At 41.4% G+C, this 24,047-nt stretch carries 23 protein-coding genes; 10 read left to right on the top strand and 13 right to left on the bottom strand.

Features of this window, described 5'->3' with window-relative positions; all coding sequences use genetic code 11:
- Positions 1-176: 176 nt before the first annotated feature.
- Genes K8B83_RS13395 through K8B83_RS13385 form a run of 3 tightly spaced genes read left to right on the top strand, consistent with a single transcriptional unit; the run spans position 177 to position 1,929 of the window.
- Complete coding sequence (locus tag K8B83_RS13395) at positions 177-1,301, top strand: M14 family metallopeptidase (protein ID WP_188736827.1); 1,125 nt, start codon at positions 177-179, stop codon at positions 1,299-1,301.
- Between the two features lie 32 nt (positions 1,302-1,333).
- Entirely contained in the window at positions 1,334-1,651 is a 318-nt protein-coding gene (locus tag K8B83_RS13390) for a zinc ribbon domain-containing protein (protein WP_188736825.1), read from the top strand.
- Positions 1,648-1,929: a YeaC family protein gene (locus K8B83_RS13385; RefSeq protein WP_188736823.1), complete on the top strand. Its 282-nt coding sequence runs from the start codon at positions 1,648-1,650 to the stop codon at positions 1,927-1,929. The genes K8B83_RS13390 and K8B83_RS13385 overlap by 4 nt, the downstream gene beginning before the upstream one ends.
- 84 nt (positions 1,930-2,013) lie before the next feature.
- On the opposite strand, the gene ansA is transcribed toward K8B83_RS13385, so the two are convergent.
- Positions 2,014-3,027: an asparaginase gene (gene ansA / locus K8B83_RS13380; protein WP_188736822.1), complete on the bottom strand. Its 1,014-nt coding sequence runs from the start codon at positions 3,025-3,027 to the stop codon at positions 2,014-2,016.
- A 145-nt stretch (positions 3,028-3,172) separates the two neighbouring features.
- Positions 3,173-5,017, bottom strand: a complete 1,845-nt coding sequence (sppA, locus tag K8B83_RS13375) for a signal peptide peptidase SppA (protein WP_188736821.1) — start codon at positions 5,015-5,017, stop codon at positions 3,173-3,175.
- Between the two features lie 163 nt (positions 5,018-5,180).
- Between sppA and K8B83_RS13370 the strand changes: the two genes are divergently transcribed.
- Entirely contained in the window at positions 5,181-7,196 is a 2,016-nt protein-coding gene (locus K8B83_RS13370) for an oxidoreductase (protein WP_188736820.1), read from the top strand.
- Between the two features lie 353 nt (positions 7,197-7,549).
- On the opposite strand, the gene yghU is transcribed toward K8B83_RS13370, so the two are convergent.
- Positions 7,550-8,401: a glutathione-dependent disulfide-bond oxidoreductase gene (yghU, locus tag K8B83_RS13365; protein ID WP_188736819.1), complete on the bottom strand. Its 852-nt coding sequence runs from the start codon at positions 8,399-8,401 to the stop codon at positions 7,550-7,552.
- Positions 8,402-8,518: 117 nt separating this feature from the next.
- Positions 8,519-9,190, bottom strand: coding sequence for a haloacid dehalogenase type II (locus K8B83_RS13360; RefSeq protein ID WP_188736818.1), 672 nt, complete (start codon positions 9,188-9,190; stop codon positions 8,519-8,521).
- Positions 9,191-9,433: 243 nt separating this feature from the next.
- On the opposite strand from K8B83_RS13360, the gene K8B83_RS13355 reads away from it, so the two are divergent.
- Together K8B83_RS13355 and K8B83_RS13350 are read left to right on the top strand one after the other, a co-directional pair.
- Positions 9,434-9,748 carry a hypothetical protein gene (locus tag K8B83_RS13355; RefSeq protein WP_188736817.1) on the top strand — a complete coding sequence of 105 codons (315 nt, stop codon included), beginning with the start codon at positions 9,434-9,436 and terminating at the stop codon, positions 9,746-9,748.
- Entirely contained in the window at positions 9,745-10,413 is a 669-nt protein-coding gene (locus K8B83_RS13350; RefSeq protein WP_188736816.1) for an SDR family oxidoreductase, read from the top strand. The genes K8B83_RS13355 and K8B83_RS13350 overlap by 4 nt, the downstream gene beginning before the upstream one ends.
- An 84-nt stretch (positions 10,414-10,497) precedes the next feature.
- Here the strand turns inward: K8B83_RS13350 and K8B83_RS13345 are convergent, their stop codons facing one another.
- From K8B83_RS13345 to betI, 6 genes are all read right to left on the bottom strand, one after another.
- Positions 10,498-10,980: a MarR family winged helix-turn-helix transcriptional regulator gene (locus tag K8B83_RS13345; protein ID WP_188736815.1), complete on the bottom strand. Its 483-nt coding sequence runs from the start codon at positions 10,978-10,980 to the stop codon at positions 10,498-10,500.
- A gap of 127 nt (positions 10,981-11,107) precedes the next feature.
- On the bottom strand, positions 11,108-11,815 hold the full coding sequence (locus tag K8B83_RS13340; protein WP_188736814.1) for a TorF family putative porin: 708 nt from the start codon (positions 11,813-11,815) through the stop codon (positions 11,108-11,110).
- A 24-nt stretch (positions 11,816-11,839) separates the two neighbouring features.
- Complete coding sequence (locus tag K8B83_RS13335; protein ID WP_223417411.1) at positions 11,840-13,057, bottom strand: BCCT family transporter; 1,218 nt, start codon at positions 13,055-13,057, stop codon at positions 11,840-11,842.
- Between the two features lie 214 nt (positions 13,058-13,271).
- On the bottom strand, positions 13,272-14,954 hold the full coding sequence (betA, locus tag K8B83_RS13330; protein WP_188737672.1) for a choline dehydrogenase: 1,683 nt from the start codon (positions 14,952-14,954) through the stop codon (positions 13,272-13,274).
- Between the two features lie 14 nt (positions 14,955-14,968).
- Complete coding sequence (gene betB, locus K8B83_RS13325; RefSeq protein ID WP_188737674.1) at positions 14,969-16,435, bottom strand: betaine-aldehyde dehydrogenase; 1,467 nt, start codon at positions 16,433-16,435, stop codon at positions 14,969-14,971.
- Positions 16,435-17,031: a transcriptional regulator BetI gene (gene betI, locus K8B83_RS13320; protein ID WP_188737676.1), complete on the bottom strand. Its 597-nt coding sequence runs from the start codon at positions 17,029-17,031 to the stop codon at positions 16,435-16,437. The genes betB and betI overlap by 1 nt, the downstream gene beginning before the upstream one ends.
- Positions 17,032-17,582: 551 nt before the next feature.
- Between betI and K8B83_RS13315 the strand changes: the two genes are divergently transcribed.
- Positions 17,583-18,107 carry a NifB/NifX family molybdenum-iron cluster-binding protein gene (locus tag K8B83_RS13315; RefSeq protein ID WP_188737678.1) on the top strand — a complete coding sequence of 175 codons (525 nt, stop codon included), beginning with the start codon at positions 17,583-17,585 and terminating at the stop codon, positions 18,105-18,107.
- On the opposite strand, the gene K8B83_RS13310 is transcribed toward K8B83_RS13315, so the two are convergent.
- Positions 18,104-19,426: a sigma-54 interaction domain-containing protein gene (locus K8B83_RS13310; protein ID WP_223417410.1), complete on the bottom strand. Its 1,323-nt coding sequence runs from the start codon at positions 19,424-19,426 to the stop codon at positions 18,104-18,106. The two genes, K8B83_RS13315 and K8B83_RS13310, sit on opposite strands and share 4 nt — an antisense overlap.
- Before the next feature lie 240 nt (positions 19,427-19,666).
- On the opposite strand from K8B83_RS13310, the gene K8B83_RS13305 reads away from it, so the two are divergent.
- The 3 genes from K8B83_RS13305 to K8B83_RS13295 all read left to right on the top strand — a co-directional run bounded on the left by K8B83_RS13305 (position 19,667) and on the right by K8B83_RS13295 (position 22,677).
- Positions 19,667-20,953, top strand: coding sequence for an NAD(P)/FAD-dependent oxidoreductase (locus K8B83_RS13305; protein WP_188737680.1), 1,287 nt, complete (start codon positions 19,667-19,669; stop codon positions 20,951-20,953).
- Positions 20,950-21,585, top strand: coding sequence for a Tll0287-like domain-containing protein (locus K8B83_RS13300; protein WP_188737682.1), 636 nt, complete (start codon positions 20,950-20,952; stop codon positions 21,583-21,585). Before K8B83_RS13305 ends, K8B83_RS13300 begins: the two co-directional genes overlap by 4 nt.
- Before the next feature lie 225 nt (positions 21,586-21,810).
- Positions 21,811-22,677: an MBL fold metallo-hydrolase gene (locus tag K8B83_RS13295; protein WP_188737684.1), complete on the top strand. Its 867-nt coding sequence runs from the start codon at positions 21,811-21,813 to the stop codon at positions 22,675-22,677.
- 191 nt (positions 22,678-22,868) lie between these two features.
- On the opposite strand, the gene K8B83_RS13290 is transcribed toward K8B83_RS13295, so the two are convergent.
- Both K8B83_RS13290 and K8B83_RS13285 read right to left on the bottom strand, forming a co-directional pair.
- Positions 22,869-23,273: a rhodanese-like domain-containing protein gene (locus K8B83_RS13290; RefSeq protein WP_188737686.1), complete on the bottom strand. Its 405-nt coding sequence runs from the start codon at positions 23,271-23,273 to the stop codon at positions 22,869-22,871.
- 15 nt (positions 23,274-23,288) lie between these two features.
- Positions 23,289-24,038 (bottom strand): sulfite exporter TauE/SafE family protein, encoded by a 750-nt coding sequence (locus K8B83_RS13285; protein WP_188737688.1) that lies wholly within the window; start codon positions 24,036-24,038, stop codon positions 23,289-23,291.
- Positions 24,039-24,047 lie beyond the last annotated feature (9 nt).

Below are 24,047 nucleotides of genomic sequence, written 5' to 3'. Positions count from 1 at the left end.
AACGCTGAATTGACTAACCATAGCTCAACTATTGGTGAGTCTATTTGTTTTATTAGCAAACAAATAACACGTTTGAAATTGATGTGGGTAAACATGCTGTTTTCAATAGCATAATGTCATCCCTTATCCCGAGTTCAGGATAAATATAAGCGTAAGCTAATTAAAGGAACGTCCTAATGCGGATCAGTGCAAACTTTGACGGTGGCAATATTAACGTCATTAATATCGACAAACACGACGACATTCAACTCGCTATTCGTCCAGATTTTGGTGATGAATTTTATCAGTGGTTTAATTTTCGTTTAGAAGGTGAGGTCGGTCAAACATATACCCTCAATATCCTCAATGCCGGTAACGCATCTTATCCAAAGGGATGGGAAGACTATCAAGCAGTAGCCAGTTACGACCGCGCGACGTGGTTTAGATTACCAACAAAATATGAAAATGGCGTGTTAACGATCCAAGCACAATTAGATTGCGAAGCAATACAAATCGCTTACTTTGCACCATACAGCTATGAACGTCATTTAGATCTTATCAGTGAAGTCCAGCTTCATCCTGCAGTCAGTTTAGAGCATTTAGGTTTAACCTTAGATGGTCGTGACATGACCTTGCTTAACATCGGAGATGGTAACCCAGACAAGAAAAACATTTGGATTACGGCTCGCCAGCATCCGGGTGAAACCATGGCTGAATGGTTAGTAGAAGGGCTATTAAACCGATTACTTGATAGCGACTGCCCAACATCTAAGGCATTGTTAGACAAGGCAAATTTTTATGTTGTACCTAATATGAACCCAGACGGAAGCGCACGTGGACACCTACGTACCAATGCCGTGGGCACAAACTTAAACCGTGAATGGCAAACACCCAGCCTAGAAAAAAGCCCAGAAGTGTATTATGTAGTGAACAAAATGCATCAAACTGGCGTAGATCTATTTTACGATGTTCACGGTGATGAAGGTTTACCTTATGTGTTTTTAGCAGGATGCGAAGGGGTACCAAACTACACTGATAAAATGGCAGCGTTACAACAACAATTTGTGAGCGCCTTAACCATTGCCAGTGCAGACTTCCAAACTGAGTTTGGTTACGATAAAGACGAGCCAGGTAAAGCAAATTTAACCGTGGGTTCAAATTGGGTTGCTAATACTTTCTCATGTTTATCTAATACATTAGAAATGCCATTTAAAGACAATGCCAATTTGTCAGACCCATTTGTGGGATGGTCACCAGAGCGCAGTATTTACCTAGGCGAAGCATCACTTATAGCCATGTTAGCTGTAGTTGATAGCTTGTAGTATTCAGTTAATTTAAGCAGGAAAATGTTCACATGGCGTTAGTAGCATGTCCTAAATGTCAGAAACGTATTTCGAGTCAGGCTAAGCAATGCCAGCATTGTAAAACTGATCTGACTGGAAACACACAATCTTTGTCTGTCATTAGTCATATAGAGCGTTCAAATAGTTTGATGAATCAAAGTTTTATCTATTTAACCTTGTTTATCGCGGGTGTCGTTGTATGGTTTTGGGGCGGCGAGCCTGCTCAAGGTGTCACCTTATACATAGCAATAGCAAGCTTTGTGACAGGGTTTACAGGCTACTTGATCACTCGAATTAGAATTGTGTTACATAAACGGAAATCAGTATGAACGATATCAATAAAGTCATCGATGAAATGCCAGATGAAGTGTACCAACGTTTGTTGTCTGCAACTGAACTTGGCAAATGGGAAGATGGTACCGTGTTAACCGAACAGCAACGTGAATCTACGTTACAGGTTGTCATGATGTATCAAGCTCGAAAACTTAATCAAACTGATCACTTTACCATCGCATCTGGTGGAAACATCAATGAACTGTCTAAATCTGAATTGAAAAAGCAGTTTAAAGGCGAGGCCATTGCCGAGTTTAAAGAAGCTGATTTGTAACGTATGTGAAAATAATTAAATGCAAAAGCGCAAGCCATGTGGTTTGCGCTTTTTGTTTTATTAAATAAATTCAATAAATTAAACTTAACCTTCAGTGAGTTCGCCCACTAGATTTTGCTGCATACGTTCTTTTATTTGTTTTGGTGTCAATCCAATTGATAGTAAATAATGCAATTTAGCTAACGCCGCTTCAATGGTCATGTCTGAACCGCTAATGACACCGGCTTTGGCTAATGCATTGCCTGTAGCATAACCACCCATATTCACTTTACCTTGGAAGCATTGGGTTAAATTAACCAATACAATGCCTCTCTCGTCAGCTTGCTTTAACGTGTCGAGTAGGTTTTTATCTTGCGGGGCATTGCCTACTCCAAAAGTCAGCATAATGAGGGCTTTAACTGGCTGCTGCAAAATATTCATAAAAATGTCGGTCGAAATACCAGGGTACAAGGTCACTACACCAACAGGTTGTGGGCTAATCGTGACCACTTCTAAGGGTTGTGCTGTTGGCGAGCTGATTTTGCCTGCTTTGACATTAATTTTAATCCCAGCTTCAAGTAGTAGCGGGAAGTTAGGCGATGCAAACGCATCAAAACCGTCTGCATGGGCTTTGGTTGAGCGATTACCACGAAACAATTTATTGTTAAAAAACAAGCATACTTCTGCCACGGGGTAGTTGGCTGCAATGTATAACGAATTGAGTAAATTGGTTTGCCCATCTGAGCGCAGTTGCGCTAAAGGAATTTGCGAACCAGTGACAATAACCGGTTTAGATAAGCCTTGTAACATAAACGACAATGCCGACGCGGTATAGGCCATAGTGTCAGTGCCGTGCAAAATCACAAAGCCGTCGTATTTGTCATAATTGGCATGAATATCATTGGCTATCATCTGCCAATCGGTAGGTGCCATGTTCGATGAGTCAATCAAGGGGCTATATTCATGGATGACAAAACTTGGCATTTCGTCGTGGTAAAACTCAGGCATAGATTGAACACAATCAGTTAAAAAACCCGCAACAGGCACAAAGCCATTCGCCGTTTTTTGCATACCGATAGTACCGCCAGTATAAGCTACGTAGATTGAACGTTTTGTCATGAAGTGTGCACTCGAAAGAGAACGTTAATGAAGATAATGTAAATTATACGAGTTTATTTGCAGATCCCCAATAAAAAAGCCTGCTAAGCAGGCCTTTTTTGAATATTATTCATTATGGTGAAATGTTGAAGCATTAACACATCGATTAATAGCTGCAATTTTCACAATATAGATAGGCATTATTTGGGTCATCAAACTTTGAAAACTCCTCATAAACACTCGCCCATTGCTTAACCATTTTCTCAACCACAGTGCTTTGGCTAAAGCTGCTTGGTATGTACGAAGCCGTTGCATTAAATAGTTGCTGCATCAGTTGTTGCTCTGCGCTGAGTTCTTGTTCAATCAACTTCACGTCAAATTTATCCATGTTAGCCAACTCAGCAGCTTTAGACAGCGCGGTGTTCATATCACCTAGCTCGTCAACTAATCCTAACGTGAGGGCTCGTTTACCTGTCCATACACGACCTTGAGCAATATTATCAACTTGCTCTAAAGTCATATTCCGCTCTTGTGCTACTAACGAAATAAACTCATGATATCCGCGCTCAATATGACGTTGTATAACAGCCGCAACTTGAGGTCTGAGTTCACGAGCGGGTGATAAACCAGCCCAGTCTGATGTTGCCACACCATCTGATGTTACGCCGATATGAGTCAATGCCTGCTCAAACGTGGCAAACATACCAAAAATACCAATTGAACCGGTTAACGTGGTTGGTGTCGCGACAATGTAATCAGCGCTCGCTGAGATCCAGTAACCACCAGATGCCGCTAAACTGCCCATGCTCACTACAACCGGCTTACCTGCTGCTTTGAGTGCTAACACTTCTTGACGAATTTGCTCTGATGCAAATGCACTGCCGCCAGGGCTGTCAACGCGTAATACGACCGCTTTCACCACAGGGTCAAAGCGTGCTTTCATTAGTAGCTCAGAGGTACTTTCGCCACCAATCTGACCTGCAGCTTGTTTACCGTTTAAAATATTGCCTTTGGCGACAATCACGGCAACAGAGTCATTTTCAATAAATTTAGGCATTGGCTTTATAACGCTTTGATAGTCGTTAAAGCTGATCTGGCGATAGTTTTTACCTTCTTTATCGCTACCCACACGTTCTATCATGGCTAAGCGAAATGCCTCTGCACTCACTAACTCATCGACCCATTTCATATTTAGGGCCATTTGTGCGCTGTCGCCCTCAGCTTGTTCTAGCTGCTCAAGGTAAGCATCTGTACTTAGCACGAGTTGATCGGGTGCGATTTGGCGATTACTGGCCACTGTAGATGAATAACTCTGCCAAATATCGCCTAACAATACTTTACTGGCCTCTTTATCAGCTTCAGACATGTCGTCACGAATAAAAGGCTCAACGGCTGATTTAAAGGTACCCACACGGAAAACATGAGTGGTAATTTTAAGTTTTTCTAACGCCGCTTTGTAATAAAGGCGATAACGGCTTAAGCCATCAAGTGACACCATGCCTTTGTTATTAAGATAAATTTTGTCAGCAAAACTGGCTAAAAAGTATTGGTTTTGATCATAATTATTGGCCATGGCAATAACAGATTTATTAGCCGCTTTAAATTTGTTTAGCGCCTCGCCAATGGCGGTCATTTTACTGATCCCAGCACTTTGCAGATTGGCTAAGTCTAATACTATGCTAGTGATGCGCTTATCTTCAGTGGCATTATTAATGCTGTAAAGCACGTCAGATAATAATATTTCACCGTTAGGATCGTTCTCTTGGCCTTGGGTTAATGCCGCTTCGAAAGGATCTACATAATGTTTTTGATCAACAATACTGCCAGAGAGGTTTAGTACTAATGCAGATTGGTCTTCGACAATAATTTCGTCGTCACTGCTGAGTAATACCACCCCGATGATGGCCAAAATACCAAAGAAAATGAAGTTTATAATCAGTTTACGAATCGTGTTTACTGTATTCCACAACAGTAAAAACATCCTTTTTAAAAACGAGGGTTTAGCGGACATTAGCCACTCCTTTATCAGTCTAATATAGTCATCCTAACTGAAAATCAAATAAAATGTGAAACTGAATTGTAAAGGTTTTTAACAAACGATTGCTTAAATGATTGAGCAAACTGTCATGTCGTTGTATGCTGATTTAAATCACTTGTTTAAAAAGGATGTTTGAATGTCGTTTCCACACTTATTAGAACCTTTAGATCTAGGCTTTACACAGCTGAAAAATCGCGTGTTAATGGGCTCAATGCACACAGGCTTAGAAGAAGAAAAAGGCGGATTTGAGAAGCTGGCAGCATTTTACAAAGAACGTGCTCAAGGCGGTGTTGGTTTAATTGTTACTGGTGGTATTGCGCCTAATTTACGCGGACGCCTAGCGCCTAATGCGTGTCAATTGAGTTTCTCTTGGCAGGTGAGTAAGCATAAAATCGTGACTGATGCAGTGCATGAAGCGGGCGGTAAAATCTGTATGCAAATTTTGCATGCTGGCCGTTACAGTTATCATCCATTTAGCCTAGCGCCGAGCAAAATAAAATCACCCATTACGCCTTTTACACCATCAGCCATGTCTGGCCGTCAAGTACGTAGCACAATTAAAGATTATGCAACCAGCGCTGCATTAGCAAAAAAGGCTGGTTATGACGGTGTTGAAGTCATGGGCTCAGAAGGTTACTTAATTAACCAATTTATCAGTTCTCGAACAAACCAACGCACTGATGAGTGGGGTGGTAGCTTTGATAATCGTGCGCAATTTCCGGTAAAAATAGTTAACGCCATTCGTGAAAAGGTTGGTAAAGACTTTATTATTGTGTTCCGTTTGTCGATGCTCGATTTAGTCGATAATGGCTCAACATGGGATGAAGTGGTTAAGTTAGCTAAATGGTTAGAACAAGCCGGTGTTAGCATCATTAATACCGGTATAGGTTGGCATGAGGCTCGAGTGCCGACTATTGCAACCAGCGTGCCACGTGGCGCATTTGCATGGGTTACCGAAAGACTTAAAAAAGAAGTTAAGGTTCCTTTAATTGCCACAAACCGGATTAACACGCCAGAGATAGCTGAGTCGATCATTGCTTCTGGACAAGCCGACATGGTATCAATGGCGCGGCCATTTTTAGCCGATGCTGATTTTGTCAATAAAGCCGCTGCCAATACGCCAGAACTCATTAATACCTGTATTGGCTGTAATCAGGCATGTTTAGATCATACCTTCTCAATGAAGCGGGCAACCTGTTTAGTTAATCCACGTGCCTGTTATGAAACCGAAATCAATTTCACACCAACCCCCCATAAAAAACGCATTGCTGTAATGGGCGCAGGGCCTGCTGGCATGGCGTTTTCTGTATACGCTGCAAGCCGCGGTCATGATGTGGTGCTGTTTGAAGCCAAATCTGAAGTTGGCGGCCAATTTAATCTGGCACGTAAAATACCGGGTAAAGAAGAATTTAATGAAACCATCCGCTATTTTATCAACCAGATTAATCTGCATAAGGTTGATTTACGCCTAAACACCAAATTGGATGCATCAGTACTTGCGACTGAAAAATTTGATGAAGTGGTGATTTCGTCGGGCGTGGTTCCACGTGAGCTGAAACTCCCGGGTTTTGATAATCCGAAAGTGGTTGATTATCAACAAGTGCTTAATGGACAGGTTGAAATTGGCCAAACCGTGGCACTTATTGGTGCCGGTGGTATTGGTTTTGATATGGCGCATTTCTTGTGTGAGCGTGAGTCAACCAGTTTGCAAACCGACAAATGGTTAAAGCAGTGGGGTATTGATAAAACATATCAACATGCAGGTGGTTTAACTGAAGAAGCAGAACACCAACCTGGTCGCGATGTGTATTTACTGCAACGTAAAACCAGTAAAATGGGTAAAGGCTTAGGTAAAACCACAGGTTGGATCCATCGCAGCGTGCTAAAACAGCATGAAGTGAAAATGAAAACCGGCGTGAGTTATGAAAAGTTCGACGAGCAAGGCTTACACATAAAAGTGGGTGAACAAACAGAAGTGCTTGCAGTTGACAACGTTGTGTTGTGTGCTGGTCAAGAGTCTAACACCAAACTGGTTGACGAAATGAAAGCCACAGGATTACCTGTTCACCTTATTGGTGGGGTTGATGTTGCCGCTGAACTTGACGCTAAACGCGCTATTCGTCAAGGTGCCGAATTAGCCATGGTGATTTAAGCCAAGTTAAGCCGTTAACCAATAAAAACCCTAGGGTCTGTTGTTCTTTGCTGGTTGAATTTTGTTCGAGTTAAAAACGTTTTAATCGAGGCGAATGGATTGATGCCTAGCAATCTAAGCAAAATCCATTTAACAAAGAGTAAAACGTTTTTAGCCGAACCCTTCGGGCAGCGTTTGTTGGCCATTTTTACTGCGTTATCGACTTTTTATGTAGAATAACTACACCTCAAAGTCTCTGCCTTGTAGAAATGGCCAACAATTCGCTGCAAAAATAACCTTGAAAGAAAACAGACCCTAGCAATCATTGCTAGGTTTTTTATTAGTTTGAAAATACCAGTCGTATTTAGTACAGGTTATTTTTCACTGTTAAGTACAGCGTCAATGTCAGCGGCACTGTGGCGCTCTGCTAAATTGATATCACCCCATGAGGTATTAACAATTTTACCGCGTTGTACCGCAGGGCGTTGTAGCAGTTGTTTTGCCCAGCGCATAACATTGCTATAGCTTTCAACTTCCAAAAATTCTGCAGCGCTATATAAATTGCCTAAAACCAGGTTGCCATACCAGGGCCAAATGGCCATGTCTGCAATGGTATAACTGTCACCTGTAATAAACGTATTTTGGGCTAATTGCTTGTCTAATACGTCTAATTGACGTTTTACTTCCATGGCAAATCGGTTAATGGGGTACTCTTGTTTTTCATCGGCATAGGCATAAAAGTGACCAAATCCACCACCAAGAAACGGCGCAGAACCTTGTGCCCAAAATAACCAATTAAAGGTTTTCGTGCGTGCAGGACCTGATTTTGGTAAAAAGTGGCCAAATTTTTCAGCTAAATGCACAAGGATTGATGCTGACTCAAACACATTAACGGCTTCATCACCCGAGTTATCCACTAGCGCTGGGATTTTAGAGTTTGGGTTAACGGCGACAAACCCTGTTGAAAACTGATCTAATTCGCTAATGTTAATTAAGTAAGCGTCATATTCCGCTTCTTTAACCCCAAGGGCTAATAATTCTTCGAGTAAAATAGTGACTTTTTGGCCATTAGGTGTACCCAAGGAGTAAAGTTGCAAAGCATGCTCGCCAACAGGTAAAGATTTTTCGAACCTTGCACCCGAAACCGGTTTGTTAATGTTTGACCATTTGTTAGCGCTGCTTGGCTCATTAACCCATACTTTCGGTGGAACATATTGATTAGTCATAAAATCCCTCATTTTTGATAAATTTTCGCCAGCCATTGCAAAGCCGTATTTGTATTAAATGTTTGTTGTTATCGCCGTATCTGCTAAATGCTCAAGCCGATGTGGTAAATGTAACCATTATCCATTGAGTACTTTGGCTAATTCAGCTAAATCACTCACAATTAAGTCCGGTTGTATTTCCCATGGATCAAAGAGTTTATTTGGGCTTCTTTTAACCCACACAGCTTGTAAACCAGCAGATTTAGCACCAATCACATCCCAAGGATTACCCGACACCATCATGCATGAGTTCATATCGGCGAGCATTCGTCTCATTAAATACTGATAAACGTCAGGATTGGGTTTGTAGGTGTGTAAATCGTCAACGCTAATTACGTCATGTAAGTGAGGTAATACTTGAGCATTGCTCATCAGTTTACGTACTGAGGCTTCAGGGCCATTAGAAAATGCTGCCAGTTTATGTCCTTGTTTTGCCAATGACATGAGTCCTGGTATTACATCATCAAAAGCACTTAACTCGGCAAATTTTGCCATTAATTGTTGCTGTTCTGTAGATGATAAAGATAGCTGATATACATTTAAACAATATTGTAGCGCCTGTTGAGTGCAAACCGTAAAGTCAGCATATTGTTGCATTAATGCGCGTCTAAAGGCATATTCTACTTTTTTATCGTGCCATAACTGGCCAAATTCTGCGGCTTTGTCGCCAATAAGATTTTCAAGATGTAGCCCCATATCAACAGGGTCGACTAACGTGCCATACACATCAAAACCAATCGAATAGTTCATAGGCTCTTCCATTCCTGCATGACCCCAAAAGTATATCTACTGTAGACATTCTTTTTGGATCTGTATATCAATGGCCAAACTATAAACCAACAATATCAAGTGTTCAATATAATATTTGAGCAAGCATTCAAGTTAGGTGTAAAGATTTGATTGTTAATATGATCAATTTAACGGCATTGTAACTTTATCAGACAGTTAGGTCGCGCTATCATATTGCCAAAGAGTGGATCAAGGTGAACAAAAATGGAATGTCCTTACTGCAAAAGTCAATTTGCAAGACGCGCATTAAAAGTGCTTCGCAAAGGTAAACATGGTGTTGAAGCCCAATGCCCTAAATGCGATACCTGGCTGATGTTTGAGCCTAAAATGATGCAAGTAAAAAATATCGGTATGCTGATATTGCTCGTATTCAGTGTGACAAATTTTTTTCTTGAAAACAGTGATTACCGGTTAATGTGTTCATTTGCTGCTTTTGCTGGTGCCTGTATTGCGCTGTTTGGCGTATTTAAAGGCAAAATGATTATTGCTGAACAGGCTGAAACTAAGGAACAATCATGAAAACAATAGTAATCACTGGGGCAAACCGAGGCATAGGCCTTGCGCTGACAACAATATATGCTCAGCAAAACCATGTTGTTTATGCGCTTTGTCGACAGACGTCAGTTGAGTTAGCGGCCTTAGGCAATAATGTTAAGGTAATTGAAGGCGTAGATGTAACTCAAGCCTCTGGTATTGAAACCATGCAACACAGTTTACATGGGGTACAGATTGATTTGTTAATTTGTAATGCCGGTATTTTACGCGACGAAAGACTAGGGCGCCTTAACCTTGATACCATACGTGAGCAGTTTGAGGTTAACGCTATAGCACCTTTGCATATTGTGGCCAGTTTACAAGCTAATTTAGTTAACGGGGCCAAAGTGGCGATGATTACTTCTCGCATGGGATCAATTACTGACAATACATCGGGTGGCCGTTATGGTTATCGCATGTCAAAAGCGGCGTTAAATGCAGCGTCGATGTCATTAGCCCATGATTTAGCCCCAAGAGATATTGCAGTGGGCATTTACCACCCAGGTTATGTGCAAACAGAGATGGTGAACCACGGCGGTGATATTTCTGCCACTGAGTCAGCCTCACGATTGATTGGCTTGATTGATGGGTTAAGCATGGCAACCACGGGTGTATTTAAACACTCTAATGGTCAAGAGCTTCCCTGGTAATAGACTAATAAACCAGATAAAAAACGCGAGCATGAGCTCGCGTTTTTGTATAAGGCTATATGCTTAACAATAAAGTAGGGCAGTTTACTGTGGTACTTCTGGCTGGATTTGGCCAACCAGTAATACTGGCGATGCATCTATTTCATCGGCGTCCATCATTGAAGCGATGCGTTCAACGGCTGATAAAAGCTGGCTTTGTTCCCATTCTTCAAGATTTTGATAATGCTTAATAAAATGTTCTTGGAGTGGTTTGGGCGAGCCACTGAGTAATTCTTTACCAGCGTCACTTAATGATAAATGCACTTTGCGTTTATCAGTTTCACTGCGTGTTCGGATCACCAAATGACGGCTTTCTAGACGATCGATAATAGTCGTGACCGTGGCCGCACTTAAGTTGATTTCTTTTGCGACTTGTTTGGCTAAAGGGGCATCAAGCTCATGGATTTTTTTCATCACCATCAGTTGTGGGCCCGTTAGGCCAGAAAGTTTATTTAATTGACGTGAGTGAATATCAATCGCTCTGATCACGCGGCGCAATGAAATTAATAATTGTTCGTACTTTTCCATAATGTCCTCTAGACCATCGAATTAGCATTTTGCTCGCACCTTATCAGAAAAAGCGCTAAGACACATGGATAAAATCAAAAAGCAGAACAACCTTTTGGGTTATTCTGCCTTTGTTATTGCGCGTAGTTTACAGCGTAAAAGTGCGAGATACCGACACCAATGCACGTGTATCACTTAAATCGGTGTCCATGCTGGTGTCTTCAACGGCGACATTGATATCAAAGCCTTCCCAGCTGGTCATGTACTCTGCACGGTAATGGTTGTAAGACTTATCGCCATCCCATGACCACTTATTTTTATCGTTTGATGTTGAACGGTCAAAACTGATACGAATGTCATGGCCTTCAGCAATGTTAAAAGTATGGGCGACCATCGCAATGTAATGGCCCGCATCTAAACCGAAGTAATCCCATGAATACCAGAAGTTTAATTCGCTCTGGCCTAACGACGAGCTATAGCCAAATTTGCTGTAAATTTCAGGGTAGTAATATTCATCCGAGGCATCATCACCGTGGTAAGTGTAATACGCAATACCGGCATCAAGTGAGACTCTGTCGGTAAGCTCCATGTATTTACCCACATAAAAATCCAGCTCAAGCCAGGTGTCTTCGCCGCTACCAAAGTCAACATTCGATGCCCAGGCACCCATGTACCAGCCACTGTCTAATGCATAATCAAGGCTAGCTTGTAATGCAGGGCCATTGTCTGTTTGGCTAACACCATTGAAGGTGTAATCTGTGGTGGCGTTAATTGTGCTGGTTAATTCATCAGCCATTATTGTTGCTGGCAGTGTAAATAAACCTAATAGCGCAAGTGTTTTTAATTTCGTGTTCATTATCAATCCTTGTTTTTTATTGTATTAATCTAGTAGTTCAATCTTGGTAAAATCAATTTTGTTCGCTTTAGGTGAGCGTTCAATGTCTGACACTTTGCTTAAATGATCTTTTAATATGTAAACGAAACAACTAAGAATAATGGCAATGGCCAAAGCGCCTACCCATTGTATTTCTAAAAAGTCTAATTTAAACAATAAAGTTAAGCCGCTTAATAATGCAATGTTGCCGATGATGTAGGGCACTTTACCAAAACGTTCAACCGTGAGGTTTAAATTGTCGGTGTACAAGCGAACCAATGAATCTAATGAGTTAATCACAAAAGTAATGCCAACGATTACCATTGCAAGGTTATAAAATCCAGTAGTATCAATACCATTAGCGCTATAGTAATAAAGCACAGTAAACCAAATTGCAATTGGAATAGACGGGAAGACCATCATCGCCAGTAGTACTTGATAGGTTTTCATGCCGCCAACAAAACGTGAGGTAAATTGGCCAATCATGATGCTCCAGGCAAACCACCAAAATAGATAAAACTCGTGGTAATCATTCATTGGCAATACAAACTCATGCATATTGGCAAAGTAGCCGCCAATTAATGCAAAGGTGTTAAAAAATTCGCCAACGCTTGAGTCTTCACCCAAAAATGCCCCAGACCACATAAGGGCGATTAAGCCAAAGAATAACCAAGTACTGGCAAGGCTTAAGTAACGTACATATTTAATGCTGGTACTTGAGTATACCGCTGCGGCAATCACCATAAATACGATTAAATAAAAGCTACTCACTAGCGATTCGCCATCACCTAGGTTGGGCAAATACCAGGGTAGGTTGGTTAGCAATAAATACGCAGTAAAGGCGCAGGTACCAATAATGACTAGGTTATTAATAAACTTTATTAATGGTATTTCAAAATACTTCACTCTTGGTTCTATCACACAAAAATAGAAACAGGTTAAAAAGTAAAATGCCCAAATTAAACAGGCCCAAAAGCCAAACTCAATGGCAAGTGGATTAGTAAAACCGTATTCAGGGCTGGCGGCTAAATCTGCATACCCCGCAAATTCGGTTAGCGGGAACATAATCAGTCCCACATCTAAACCAGAGGTAAATAAAATCGCAATAAAAGTAAATTTACGCACCGGCGTGACGCCAATACATTGCATATTACCCCAACGATAAATCACAAATGCGATGGCGGAAAAAGTAAATAAAATGCCGATTGATAACCAGGTAGTCATTACTTAGCTCCTGCTTTTATTGTGCGTGCAAACATAGTGTTAGCTCCTTGTTGCATGTTTATATTTCGCCATAGAACAATTTTTAAAGACAATCACGCCCTCAAGCCTTAAATATCGCTGTCGATAGTTAAATCCTGATAGATTGAACTTGGCTTAAATTGACCATTTACAAATATGTAGGTTGGCCAGTTACCCATAAAACGGATGATATTAATTAACTCAACGCTCTCTTTGGCGCTTGCTGGCGTTGTTGCTGTTGCCAATCATTGGCGAGCGTCACGTTGGCCAAATTCGGTGCTAATAGCTTGTTACCTAAAATTATGTCGGCGGCGCGCTCTGCAACCATAATGGTGGGTGAATTTAAGTTACCATTTGGGATGGTAGGGAATATTGACGAATCCACAACACGTAATCCTTTAATACCATGGACTTTGGTTTCTGAGTCCACTACAGCCATATCATCTTCGCCCATTTTGCATGAGCAAGATGGGTGATAAGCACTCTCAACTGATCTGCGCACAATTGCATCGATTTGCTCGTCAGTTTGAACGGCTAGCCCAGGCTGAATTTCTTCACCACGATATTCATCTAACGCCGGTTGATTAATAATCTCGCGGGTTAAACGCACACATGCTCTAAAGCCTTCAATGTCATCTTGATGTGATAAATAATTAAACTGGATCTTAGGCGCAACCTTGGCATCATTTGAAACCACGGTGACAGCGCCACGACTTTTTGGCTTGTTATGGCCAATGTGAACCTGAAAACCATGGCCTGCAAAGGCTTCTTTACCGTCATATCGCATTGCGGCAGGCAAGAAGTGATATTGAAGATCCGGCCATTCAAGCCCAGGTTTTGAGCGAATAAAGCCACAAGACTCAAAATGATTTGTCGCACCTAAACCTGATTTATTTACAATCCAGCGGGTACCAATGAATAATTTATTCAATGGATCTAATTTGCCGTTGAGCGAAATCGGCTTTAAGCACTTAAATTGAAAGTAAAACTCCAGGTGGTCCTGCAGGTTTTGTCCCACGCCCGGTAAATGATGAATGGGCTCAATACCGGCATCTGTGAGTGTTTGCTTATCGCCAATACCAGATAATTGCAAAATGTGTGGCGACCCAATAGAGCCTGCAGACAGCACAATCTCTTTATTGCACATCTCCTCTAGCATTTGGCCTTTACGCTCAAAACGTACACCCACAGCCGTTTTACCTTGCATTATCACGTTATGAACGAGTGCATGCGTTACAACAGTTAAATTGTCACGCTTCATTGCTGGGCGTAAATATGCATTAGCGGTTGACCAGCGCACACCGTTTTTAACCGTCATGTGCATAGGGCCAAAACCTTCTTGTTGGCTAGCGTTATAGTCGGCGGTTGCTAAATATCCGGCATCTACACCGGCATCAACAAAGGCCTGATACAGCGGGTTTTTCATCTCGTTACCGTTGTTAACCGCTAATGGGCCGTTGTCGCCGCGATACGAGTTGCCACCAAATGACCATGTTTCTGCTTTTTTGAAATACGGCAAGCAATGGGCATAGTTCCAGTCTTTAGCGCCGTGTTGTTGCCACTCGTCAAAATCACGGGCATGTCCACGTACATATACCATGCCGTTAATTGACGATGAGCCGCCCAACACTTTACCGCGAGGGCAATGCATACGGCGATCATCAAGATGTGGCTCAGCTTCAGTTTCAAACTGCCAAGCGTACTTTTTGGTATTCATCGGGATAGAAAGCGCGGTTGGCATTTGGATAAATATGCTTTTATCGCTACCACCGGTTTCTAATAACAACACCTGGTTTTTTGGATCTTCAGTTAAGCGATTTGCCAGTACACAGCCTGCGCTACCTGCACCGACAATAATATAATCGTATTGATGAGACATAAGTTGCGTCACTCCTAAAATGGGCTTTCAAGCGACTGCATACCAACGTATACCGCTTTGATTTGAGTGTATGCCTTTAATGTTTCGCTGCCATTTTCGCGGCCAATGCCCGACATTTTATAACCACCCACAGGCATTTCTGCAGGCGATGCGCCATAGGCATTTATCCAACAAATACCTGCTTGTAATTGGTGTATTACGCGGTGAGCACGGCTAATGTCTTGAGTAAATACGCCAGCGGCAAGGCCTAGGTGAGTATTGTTAGCTCGTTCAATGACTTCTTGTTCGTCATCAAAGGTTAATACCGACATTACAGGGCCAAAAATTTCTTCTTTAACTATGGTCATATCATCGGTGCAATCGGTGAAAATGGTCGGTGCAACAAAAAAGCCATGTGGGGCGTTATCGGGTTGTAACGCTGTGCCGCCAGTCAGTAGTGTTGCGCCTTCTTTTTTACCAATAGCGATATACTCAAGCACTTTTTGTTGATGACCTCGTGAGATCAACGCGCCAAAGTTGGTTTCAGCATCCATTGGGTCGCCGCAAACAATATTGTTTTCTGTGCGTTGCTTTAAGCGTTCAATAAATGTGGGGTACATGTCTTTTTGCACAAACACACGTGTGCCATTGGTACACACCTCACCTTGAGTGTAAAAATTGGCTAGCATGGCAGCAGACACTGCGTTTTCGACATCGGCATCATTGAAGATAATTAACGGCGATTTACCGCCAAGTTCCATGGTGACTTCTTTTAAGGTGCTAGACGCCGCGGCCATGACTTTAGTGCCTGTGCCAACTTCACCCGTAAATGACACTTTAGCGATATCATCATGGGTGGTTAACCATGCGCCCACACGGCCATCGCCTTGAACCACGTTAAATACGCCATCAGGTACGCCAGCTTGAGTGAATATTTCGGCTAAACGCATTGCACCGCGTGGGGTTTCTTCAGAAGGCTTAAAAATCATCACATTGCCGCAAGCTAAAGCTGGGGCCGCTTTCCAACATGCAATTTGTAATGGGTAGTTCCATGCGCCAATACCAGCGCAAATGCCTAATGGCTCGCGGCGGGTATAGTAAAAGTCTTCGCCAACAGGTTGCTGGTTTCCTTCAATGCTGGGGGCAAGGCCTGCAAAAAACTCAATTGAATCAGCACCAGTGACAATGTCGACCACGGAGGCTTCTTGCCAAGGTTTACCTGTGTCGAGTACTTCTCCCGCGGCAAGTTCGTCATTGTGCTCGCGCAATAAGGCTACGGCTTTTAATAAAATTCGGCTGCGTGCCATTGGGCTCATTTTTGACCATACAGCAAAGCCTGCTTTTGCACTGTCGATGGCGGCTTGTTTTACTTTATCGGTGGCGACTTCAACTAAATAACTCACACTGCCAGTAGCAGGGTTGATGACTTCGAAGGTTTCTCCGCTGCCATTTGAAATATATTGACCGTGTACATAATTTTGATAAGTGACTAACGCTGACATTAAATTTCTCCGTGTTGCACTAGTACTGCCTCTATAAAGGCTTTTGATAGCGTCTGGGCTTGCTTAAATTCTTGACTAGGGTTGCTGCTTAAGGCACTACGCAACCAAAAACCGTCAATGATTGCCGCGGTTTGCTTGGCGGCATTTACAGCCTCAGCCTTAGGCAATAATTGTTTAAATGAGTAGAGCAGATTGCTGTAAAGACGGTGGTTATTAATGTTTTGCAATCTTGCCAATCCAGGGTCGTGCATGGCTTGAGACCAAAAGCTTAGCCATGTTTTGGTGGCCGCATTTGAACGTTGCAGCTCGGTAAAGTTGGCTTCGACTATGATCGACAAGCGCTCTGGTGCGGTTAATGTTTTGCCTGACGTTTTCGCCAGTAAGGCTTGCTTTAACTCTTCTAGTAAGAATTTTAACGTGGCTTCGATTAACCCTTGTTTCCCACCAAAGTAATGACTGATGATCCCTGATGACATACCCGCTAACCCACTGATCGTGTTGATAGTGGTGTGCTGTAATCCATGACGTTCGACAGACATTAACGTGGCATCGATGAGCTGTTGTTGTCTGACGTTTTTCATTGCAGGTCTTGGCATAAATAACTCCCTTTTTATCGCTAGAACGTTATTAATTGAACGTTCAATTAATAACGATCCTAATGATTAGAGTTGTAACTATCAAGTGTTTATTTGATCTGGATCATAAAAAACACTCTTGACAAACGGTTTTAAAATTGTGCGGTTGTTAGTAAGTCATTGTTAATAAATAATTTATTTAAATTGAACTTAACGAAATACTAAAGTAATTAATTTTTAATTCATTTTAGCTGTAATGATTTGGCTGTTGCTATTTAAGTCAATCTGGTAATGACATTAACTTAGTAACATGGCACTGGCTGCTAAGTTGTGAAGCATTAGTTGGCATAGTCAGTTAAGCGACTCGTTAAATTATGACTTAGTGAGACAGTAGGCTCGGGCAAAGATCACACTTAATAAAATATAATTGGCATAGGCTATTAATGGGTATGTAAATTGCTTTACAGGTAATTGAGGGCAAGTTAACAATCATGCTAATGAGCCAGCGATCACTGACAAACTGAATAACACTCACTGAATAAAGCAGTACCAATACTGCAAGAGAGAATAAAATGATTACAGCCATACCAATAAAAGATGACCATATTGCCAGCCATTTTAGCCGTGCAGATAGCATGCTTATTATTAATGAACAGGCAGAAGTGATAACGCGTTTTGCTAACCCAGCTTTAGCTGCTGGCTGTGATGGTAAAAAACAACTATTGAATTTGATTGTGGCCCATGGCGCAGAGCGGGTTATTGTGCGAAATATTGGTCAGCAATTACTGTCTAAAATACTCAATCATCAACTGAAAGTGTTTCATGTAAAAAATGGCCGTACAACCATTGAAGATTTAGCACATAATCATTTACCACAATGTGAGCAATTTAGTGATGCGATACAAGGCAGACCATCAATGAAGCATTTAGCTAAACAAGCCAATGGTGGTTGTTGCGATCATGAACATGGTGAAGGTGGTTGTCATGGTGGACATTGCGACTCCCACGATCATCATGCAAGTGATATTGAGCGACCAGAGGGCATACACATGAAGCGGTGTTGCCAGAAAAAACATTCTTTATTACGACACAACTAATTTGCTACAGGCAGCTTTAAGCCATAACGTTGCAATTTTCGGTATAAGGTTCGTACGCTCACATTAAGCATGATGGCTAATTCAGCAGGCGAACCTTGATATTGTTGGCAAACTTTGGACAAATATTCTGCTTCAACATCATCTAAACTGATCACTGCAGTGTCGACAGCCTGGGCCTGATTAACTGTTGTTGTTTTAGAATGGGTAATGCTCTCGGGCAGATCACTTCTGTGGATAATATCTTCGTTTGCTATTAACGCAGATTGTTCAATGATATTTTTGAGTTCACGAATATTGCCTGGAAACGGATACTGGCTTAATAGCGTTAATGCATTGTTGGAAAACTTCTTATGTTTGTATTCTGATAATCTTATAAAGTGATTGGCGAGGACTGGAATATCTTCCTGACGTTCACGCAGTGAGGGCAGGTAAATAGGAAAACCCGCTATTCGATAATAAAGGTCGCGGCGAAATTCACCTTTTTCAACTAAATCGAGTAAGTTTTTATGGCTGGCGCTGACTAATCTAAAATCCGAACGTTTTTGCTTTAATCCCCCCACGGCACGATAACATTGTGTTTCTAATAACCTGAGCAGTTTAACCTGCATATTCATTGGAATATCACCAATTTCATCAAAGAACACTGTGCCGCCATGTGCGATTTCAATTAAGCCTTTTTTAGTGGTTGTTGCTCCGGTAAACGCGCCTTTTTCATAACCAAAAAGTTCGCTTTCAAATAAACTTTCGTTCAAACCGGTACATTCAATCACTACAAAAGGTTTTTCTTTTCTATTGCTTGCGGCATGAACCGCTTTTGCCACTAGCTCTTTACCTGCGCCTGTTTCACCCTGTAATAACACGGCGATATTAGACTGAGATGCCCGATTAATTTTATTGAGCATCTGTTTAAATGGCGCTGACTGGCCGATCATTGTGTCTTTTTTAGACTCGGTGGATGCATAGTCAATGGCATCTAAAATCTCAAGAAAACCCATGATTTTGCCGTTATCGCCTTTAATTGGTTTCATCAAAATATCGCAATACGATTTGCCATCAGTTGTATTGTGAATATGCACAGCATTTGCAGCTCGCGCAGTGTTTTGGCATTGCTGCAAGGGACATTGTTCTCCGTGTTTGTCACAAGGCTCATTACTGTGGTGCGATATCTGATGACAACGGCTTTGTCCTAATGTGACTTCAGTGTCATAGGTTTCGAGGTAGGCTTTATTTACCGCATGTATAACATAATCAGGCGTGATAAAGATGGCAGGTTTATCAATTGCATTGATCATCGACTGTACTACGGTGGTGTTTTTCATAAGGATAGGATCTTTTTTACATATAAAGTGTCATATTTATCATCAAAAATGACATTTAGTGTCATTTTTGTCAATTGCTTTCCCTAGCAGATTTAGATTATTTCTAGCAACACTTTTTAACTTATTGTAAATGTTGCTATTAATATTTATTTGTGACATGGCACAAGCTTTGTATAGCAATAGTTTACATATCTCTACAAATAATCACGTTTATAGAGAAGGTCAATGGAGCGTAATGCAATGGCAAAAATTGTAGTACTAGGTGCTGGTACAGGTGGCATGCCTGCAGCTTATGAAATTAAACACCTGCTGGGTCAAGAGCATCAAGTGTTGATGGTTAATGAACGAGAGCATTTTCGCTTTATTCCTTCTAACCCTTGGGTGGCTGTTGGTTGGCGTGAGCCTGATGCGATAAGCATTCCTATTGCTAAACATTTAGCCAAAAAACACATTGATTTTATCTGTGCTTTTGTCACTAAAATTGATGCTGACAACAACCAATTGATCACCGCTGAACATGACGTTATCGATTACGATTATTTGGTGATTGCCTCTGGGCCCAAATTGGCATTTGATACAATTCCTGGGGCAGGTCCAGAGCACTTTACTCAGTCAGTTTGTTCTCTTGAACATGCTTTATCTTGTAAAGAAAATGTTGATGCACTTATTGCTAACCCTGGTCCAGTTTTAGTGGGAACATTTCAAGGTGCGAGTTGTTTTGGCCCTGCTTATGAATATGTGTTTATCCTCGATAAGGTATTACGTGATGCCGGCATAAGAAAGCACGTACCCATCCAATTTATTACCAGCGAACCTTATATCGGGCATTTGGGGCTTGATGGTGTGGGTGATTCTAAATCGATGCTGGAATCAGCATTACGCCAACGAGATATAAAATGGATATGCAATGCCAGCGTTGATTACATCGAGAAAGACACAATGCATATTGATGAGCTAGATCGCAAAGGTAATATTGATTTTAATCACGCGCTCCCCTTTAAGCATGCGATGTTTATCCCGCCGTTTGTGGGTATAGATGCTGTGGCAAATGTTGATGGCCTGTGTAATAAAAAAGGCTTTGTGATTACCGATGAGCATCAGCGTTCTATCCGATATGGCAATATTTTTGCTGGTGGCGTTTGTGTTGCCATTCCTCCGGCTTCAACGACCCCCGTGCCAACAGGAATGCCGAAAACCGGTTATATGATTGAATCGATGATGACTGCAATAGCACATAACTTACACAACATTATTGTGAAAAAGAGCGAACCTACAAGTAAAGGCACCTGGAATGCTATTTGTATTGCCGACATGGGAGATACGGGTGCAGTGTTTATTGCCATGCCACAAATTGCTCCACGTAATGTGTCCTGGTTTGCAACAGGCAAATGGGCACACTTAGCCAAGATTGGCTTTGAAAAATACTTCTTATCGAAAATGAAGAGTGGAAGTAGCGAACCACTTTATGAAAAGTACGCACTAAAACTAATGGGAATAACACGTCTAGAAGAGGAAGATGACAAATGAAAAACATAAACTGTTCACAGGTTAAGTTAATGACGCTAAGTACAGTGACATTATTGGCAAGTTTGAGTTCAACCGTAAATGCTGAGTCATTTACTGAGCAACAACAACTTGAGCAACAAGCAAACCAAAAAATTGCAGAGTTTAGCCAGGCATTAAAAGGGCAATTACAAGCGGCAATTAAACAAGGTGGACTCCCTGCAGGCGTGTCAGTTTGTCAATCTGTTGCTCCTTCTATTGCAGCACAGAATTCAACTGATGGTTGGGTCTTAAAACGTACCAGTTTACGCGTGAGAAACAGTAATAACAGCCCTGATGCATGGGAGTTAGCGCAATTAAATCAGTTTGAGCAAATAAAAGCTGCTAGTGTGCCGCAAACACAAACTCCCATTGTGTCTAGTGAATATGTTGCTAAGGGGGATACCACAACCTTTAGGTATATGAAAGCCATCCCCACACAAGAACTTTGTTTAGGTTGCCATGGTAGCAATATTACTCCCGAGCTAAGTACATTGATTAAGCAAGCTTATCCAGATGATAAAGCGATAAACTTTGAATTGGGCGATATACGCGGTGCATTTTCATTGCAAAAAGTCATTGGCACTCAAGAGCACAGTATCACCGCAAAACCTTAACAAGGTTTACGATTTATTATCGGGCTGGGATTAAAATGTTTGGCCCATAGAGCATTTATCAATATTTTGCGGTTATGCAGACTCTTTGTTGCGAAGTTAGCCGCAGTTTATTGATGCATTATCATTTACTATTTTACTGACGTTAGCATCACCTCAATAGGTTCCATAAATAGGCCTAATGAGGACTTGCAAAATCATTGTGTATTTTATTGCGAGTGTATAAACATGAGTAAAATCCGAATTGATCCATTTTATCATCAAAGCAGCCAGTCAATCTGTTATGTAGTAACAGACCCCGCCTCGAGACAAAGCGCCATAATTGATCCTGTTTTAGATTTTGATATCAGTTCAGGTAAAATTAGCACTGAGTTTGCCGACAGTATCATAGACCACCTTGATAAACATGATTATGAGCTTGAATGGATTTTAGAAACTCATGCCCATTGCGATCATATCTCCGCTGCTTGTTATATTAAGCAACAACGAGGCGGAAATACGGGGATCGGTGAGCATATCGTAAAAGTTCAACATATGTTTAAGCGTATTCTTAACTTAGATGATAACTTTCATTGTAATGGTGATCAGTTTGATCACTTATTTATCGATGAAGAATTGATCAAACTCGGTCACCTAGATGTCCATGTGATGCACACTCCTGGACATACTCCAGCGTGTGTGAGTTATTTAATTGAAGATGCAGTATTTGTAGGAGACGTGCTTGCACCTCCTGAGGTGGGGACTGTTCATCAGGACTTTCCTAATTGCAGTGTGACAACCTTATATCAATCTATACAAAAAATATTGGCTTTGCCTAATAGTACACGTGTGTTTGTGGGTCATAATCCGAATTTAGTTCATACTCAAAAAACAATATATGAAACCTCAATTATTGCGCAAAAACGCACCAATAAAGTGGTGGGTGGCGAGGTTGATTTACAAGAGTTTGTTAAGTTACATCAACAGCAACATAACGATGCCGTCATGCCGCAATTATTATTGCCTGCTATACAGCTCAATATTAGAGCGGGTCACCTACCGCCGCCTGAAGGCGAAGATAATTATTTTCTAAAAATTCCACTCAATCAATGGTAAAGGCACTGCTAAATGTTCAGTTATTAACGATGAATAATCAATTCAACAATAAAAATGAGCCATAAATGGCTCATTTTATATGCACTAATACTGACTCACTGATATAGATTTTTCCATCTTCATGCTGTCTTAACTTTATAGGTTTTGTTTATCGCTTTGAGTTAAGGTTTGTTAAGATTTCAAGCAGTAAATCATATTTTATGCGGTACTACAGGAAAACCATCTTGTTGCCACTGCATCATGCCACCAGCAACCGATAACGGTTTGGTAAAGCCCATATTTTGTAATGAGGCAGCAGCCAATGCCGAACGTCCACCGGTACGACAAATAAGATATATCTCTTTATCTGCTAATTCATTCAAGGCTAACACCCATTCACAATGATGACTCACTGATGGATGCTCATGAATTTTCATTTCTAACACCCCGCGCGGCAAATTAATTGCGCCATCTACATGTCCAGTCAAAAACTCTTCATGTTCACGCACATCAATAATAATCACTTCTGGGTTTAACATTGCTGACAGCAATTGTTGTGTTGAGACTTCAATAATGTTGCTTTTAACTTCACTAATATATTGTTGTGCAGTTTTCATGTGTACCTCGTGAAACTAAATAATGGATTGAGTGGTAATAAACGTCGCCATTACCACTAAAAATACGGCGAATACTTTTTGTAAAATCGCTTTTGGGAGATATCGAGTGAATTTTCCTCCAGCCAGGCTGCCAATAAAGCCACCGGCAATCATGACGGCGATAACCGGCCAATCAAATTGCACGCCCTGAGCTGAAAATAAGTTGTAATACTTAATAAACCCGATAGAAGAGTTCATGGTGATAATTAATAAACTGGTGCCCACAGCTAATGTCATTTCAATACCGCCTAATAACACCAGAGCAGGGATAATTAAAAAGCCACCACCAACACCTACAAATCCGGTTACTACGCCTACTAATAAACCTTGCAGTAATACATTTGTGAGAACCAATTTCCCTTGAGTGAGGCTGTTAGTTTGTTTGCGCCACATCATCACAGCGCCAATCAGCATTAACGCAACAAATACACTGAGTTGAATTTGGCTTGTTGCAAAGGTGCTCATCCAAGCGCCGAGATATGTACCCGCCATTCCAGGAAGGCCAAACATCAATACATGCGTCCAAGAAACCCGCTTTTGTTTAATGAAACTGATACTGCTAAATAAACTGATGGCGGCAACGATACAAAGAGACGATGCAATAGCGACTTCGGGCTGCATACCCACAAGGTATAACAGTACTGGCACTGTGAGTATTGAGCCACCAGAGCCTAGCATGCTCAATACTAAGCCAATCACTAACGCACCTAAAACAGCTTGTATCATATTGACAAC

Origin of the sequence: Shewanella inventionis (genome assembly GCF_019931735.1) — a bacterium.
In the GTDB taxonomy this organism is placed as follows: Bacteria; Pseudomonadota; Gammaproteobacteria; order Enterobacterales; family Shewanellaceae; genus Shewanella; species Shewanella inventionis.
Note: the sequence above shows the minus strand (reverse complement) of the source record. Positions and strands in the feature narration are given on the sequence as shown.